Source organism: Marinitoga sp. 1155, assembly GCF_001021175.1.
In the GTDB taxonomy this organism is placed as follows: domain Bacteria; phylum Thermotogota; class Thermotogae; order Petrotogales; family Petrotogaceae; genus Marinitoga.
In genome coordinates this window covers 1-4191 of the sequence record NZ_AZAX01000048.1, presented here as the reverse complement: position 1 = coordinate 4191, position 4191 = coordinate 1, and the positions used below count along the sequence as shown (strand labels likewise).

Below are 4191 nucleotides of genomic sequence, written 5' to 3'. Positions count from 1 at the left end.
ATTCTGGTGCCAGAGAAAAATCATTGGTATATATTTATTTCCTATAAAACTATATCATAAAGGTATTTTTTATGTTTAAAACAGCATTAACCTTAGTGGGGGTGTAATAATGGAATGGATAATGAAACCCATAGATGAAGGTGATGAATTAGATTGCTTTTGTTTATTAGTTATTTGTTATACAAATTGTCCATGCAATAATCCTTCACATAGTTGTAGCTGGATTTATTCATGCCGCTTTTCACCGCCTATTTGCGACTCTAATCTTTGTAGAGCAGTAGATCAGGGAATTTAGGAGGTGTTAATTATGTTGTGGATTATAAAACCTATTAATGATGATGAAAATACGATTGAAGGATGCGGAATTGATTGGTGTGGAAATTGGTGTTTTATTCAAAATTGCACAACACAAGATTGTTCAAGTCATATATGCATAATATATTTACATTAAATAATTTTTGTATATCTTAAAGGGTGAGATATATGGGTATGAGATTTGGAAAATATTTAACTTTTTTTGTTATAGAAAATAAAATATATGCATATAATGCATTAAATAATGGATTATGTGAATTAAAAAACGAATCATATGAAATGTTAATAAAAAAAGATTTTAAGAGTTTGGAGAAATTATATCCTGATGTTTTTTATGAATTAAAAAAGGCTTTATACATAGTTCCTGAAGATTTCGATGAAAATAGTTATGTTAAACTAAAAAATTGGGAGGCAAAATTTTTACAAAATACCTTATCGTTAACAATTGCTCCTACATTAGATTGTAATTTTAAATGTTTTTATTGTTATCAGCAAGAATATAAGCAAGAATCATACATGAATAAGTCAACGGCTGATAAAGTTTTTGATTTTATTGACAAAAGAATTACACCTAATATTCAATTTTTGTATATTAATTGGTATGGAGGAGAGCCACTTCTTAGTATTGAAATAATAGAATATTTATCAAAAAAAATAAAAAAACTATTAGATAATAAAAAAATAAAATTTAAATCTTCAATAATAACGAATGGCTATCTTTGGGATGAAAAATATGCAAAAATATTATCCGAAAACTGCAATGTAGAAACGGTTCAGATTACTTTAGATGGGCCTAAAGAGATTCATGATATAAGACGACCTCATAAAAATGGAAAATCTTATGATATTATTATAAGTAATTTAAAAAACATTTCTCAATACTTTGAAAGAATATTAATTAGAATTAATATGGATAAAACTAATGAAGAGAAAATTCCAGCTTTATTAGAAGAATTAAAAAAATTAAAGTTAAATATTTTTCCTTACATAGCACCAGTTTCATTGGACAACATTCATCACAATAACTTTGCTAAAACGTGTTTTCATATAGAAGAATTTGCTTTAAAATATTTAAAGATAAAAGAAAAAGATGAATATTCTTATTTAACTAATTATCCAGTTTTAACTTTTGGAAGTTGTGGCGCTGTAAGGAAAAATTCATTTGTTATAGATCCAAATGGAACTATATATAAATGCTGGAATGAAGTTGGACAAAAAGAAAAAAGTATTGGAACAGTAAGTGAAGGTATAACAAATTATTCGCGCTATATTAAATGGATGGCTTTTGATCCGTTGGATATAAAAGAATGTAGCGAATGTAGTATTTTGCCGTTATGTAATGGCGGATGTCCATATAGAATACTATTTCCAGAAGATGTGGATATTTTCGAAAAAAGATGTAGTGAGTATAAATGGACATTAAAAAACGAGCTTTCATTATGGATTAAAAATAATGTTTTAAATAATAGAAAGTTTGAAGTTAAAGTAAATTCAAAATAACAAATGAAAGAAAGATTCAAATTCACCTTTATCTACTTTATATGATTAGTAGATAAAGGTGTTTTTAAAAATCTAATTTTTGATAACTAATTTATTTTGAAAATATAAAAAAATATAATGAGGAGGCTAATTGAAAATATTTCTTTGAAGAGGTGAAAATATGGATGTAGTTGTTATGGAGGATATTCTATTTTATTTTAATAATGGACCAAAAATTGTTGAAAATTTTTCTATGAGAATAAGCAAAGGAGAATTTGTTTATATAAAAGGTTCAAATGGTTCCGGGAAAAGTACAATTTTGAAATTGCTTGGAGGAATAATAAAACCCAAAAATGGAAAAATAAAAGTTTTAGGAAAAGAACCATATAAGGAGTCCGAAGTTTTGAAAAGTGTAGGGATGGTAGTTGATGGTATGGGGCTATATAAAGAATTGAGTTTGAAAGAAAACATAATGTATTTTGCAAAAGAAAAAGGTCTTACATATGAACATGCAAAAAAAGAAATAGAAAAATACGAAAAATTCTGGGATATAGATTTTGATAGAAAATACAAAAAATCCTCTCATGGAATGAGAAAAATAGCAAAACTGACATTTTCATTGATAAATGAGCCAGAACTTCTGATATGGGATGAGCCAGAGCTTGCCCTTGACCAGAAAAGAATCGATACATTGTTAGAAATCCTTAAAAGTTATAAAGAAAAAGGAAAGACATGTATAATTGCCGGAACAAATCCTGAAATTTATAAAAACCTCGTGGATTTAATAATAGAAAAAGAGGTGATTTTATGAAAATTTTATTCAAATATAAACACTGGATAATTATTCAATCAATATATGTTATTGTAGGTGTATTAACTGTCTTTATTTTAAAAGCAAGCGGAAAAATAGTTGAAGGCCAGATAGCCAGTGGGTTAGCAATAAGTATGCATTTTATATCTAATACTCAGGAATTATTGATTCCAATATTAATGTTGATGTTAGCAGATTTAGCTTTTAATATAGAATATGTAGAAGGAACATTTTTAACACATTTGTTGTGTGGTAAAAGCAGAATAAGATGGATGTTAAATAGATTATGCAATTTTTATCTTTTTATAACTTTACAATTTTTTATAGCGTTTGTTTTAATAACAGTTGGTGCAGGAATAATAATGGGTTCATTCACATTGGGAGCAATGGAAGTTAATGCAAACATTGGAATAATAGAAATAATCTCCCCAATAATTATAAATATTCTAAAAACATTGGTATTCACATCCTTTGCAATATTGGTGACCACATTTTTACCTGGAAAGCTAATGATAGGAAGCATTATATCAGTTGGGATAATATTTGTTACAATAAAAATAACAAATATTTTAATGATATTATTTCAGGAAAATAAAATATTAAAAATCATCGTAGATATGATCTGGCTAACAGAATCGAAAGAAGCGTTTATTTATGGGATAATATGGATTGTATTGTTTACATATTTATCAATAAGACGTGTGGATAAGATTGTTATAACCAATCAAGGAAGTTAGTTAAAAGCAATACTTTGGAAAAATTTAAAATAATAGGTGAAATCATGAAAAGAATAAAAAAATTCATGAACTACATAATAAGAGATATATTAATATGGAAAAGCTATAAAACCCAGGCAGTGCTGGGGATACTCAGTGGATTCTTAGGATTATTACAATTTGGATTCATGGGAAGGTTTATAGCTCAGGGGAACTACTTTCCAATGATAGAGCAATACGGAGGAAATATCTTAGCATATTTTATATCAGGAAGTGTATTCATGAGTTATACAACACTGTCCCTAACAACATTTAAAAGTGTAATAAGGCAGGAGCAGATAATGGGAACAATAGAGTACCTGCTTCTGTCAGAAACGCCATTATGGGAAGTATTTATATACACAATATTTTCAAGATTAATATTTACAATAATAAACACAGGAATAGTGTTTATATTTTTAATATATACATTTGATGTAGAAATAAAAATGAACATAATATCATCAATAATATTATTGGTAATAACAATGATAAGTTTAAGTGGAATAGGAATATTAAGTGCTGGATTTATAATACTAACTAAAAAAGGAGATCCAATAAGCTGGGTATATTCATTTTTAAGCGGAATGTTCTCTGGAATATACTATCCAATAGAAATATTACCAAAATGGTTAAGAGGAATATCATATATTTTACCAACAACATATGCAATGGATGGATTAAGAAAAACATTAATAAAAGGATATAGTTTATATGAAATAAAAGAAGATATAATAATTCTGATAATAATGACAGCAATAATATTACCAATAGGAATATATTGGTTTAAAAACAGTTTTGATAAAGCAAGAAAATATGGAACAATTTCAC

General features: G+C 26.9%; 5 protein-coding genes. All 5 read left to right on the top strand.

Annotated elements, in window-relative coordinates:
- Nucleotides 1-307: 307 nt before the first annotated feature.
- Nucleotides 308-451 carry a hypothetical protein gene (locus X274_RS12105; protein ID WP_156166201.1) on the top strand — a complete coding sequence of 48 codons (144 nt, stop codon included), beginning with the start codon at nt 308-310 and terminating at the stop codon, nt 449-451.
- A gap of 38 nt (nt 452-489) precedes the next feature.
- A complete protein-coding gene (locus X274_RS10330) occupies nt 490-1815 on the top strand; it encodes a radical SAM/SPASM domain-containing protein (protein WP_197073362.1) in 1326 nt (441 codons plus the stop codon).
- A 160-nt stretch (nt 1816-1975) separates the two neighbouring features.
- Nucleotides 1976-2605: an ATP-binding cassette domain-containing protein gene (locus tag X274_RS10325; protein ID WP_047266754.1), complete on the top strand. Its 630-nt coding sequence runs from the start codon at nt 1976-1978 to the stop codon at nt 2603-2605.
- Complete coding sequence (locus tag X274_RS12210) at nt 2602-3342, top strand: hypothetical protein (protein ID WP_197072630.1); 741 nt, start codon at nt 2602-2604, stop codon at nt 3340-3342. Before X274_RS10325 ends, X274_RS12210 begins: the two co-directional genes overlap by 4 nt.
- A 44-nt stretch (nt 3343-3386) precedes the next feature.
- Nucleotides 3387-4191, top strand: an 805-nt coding sequence (locus tag X274_RS10315; protein WP_047266753.1) for an ABC transporter permease, incomplete at its 3' end; no start/stop codon positions are given.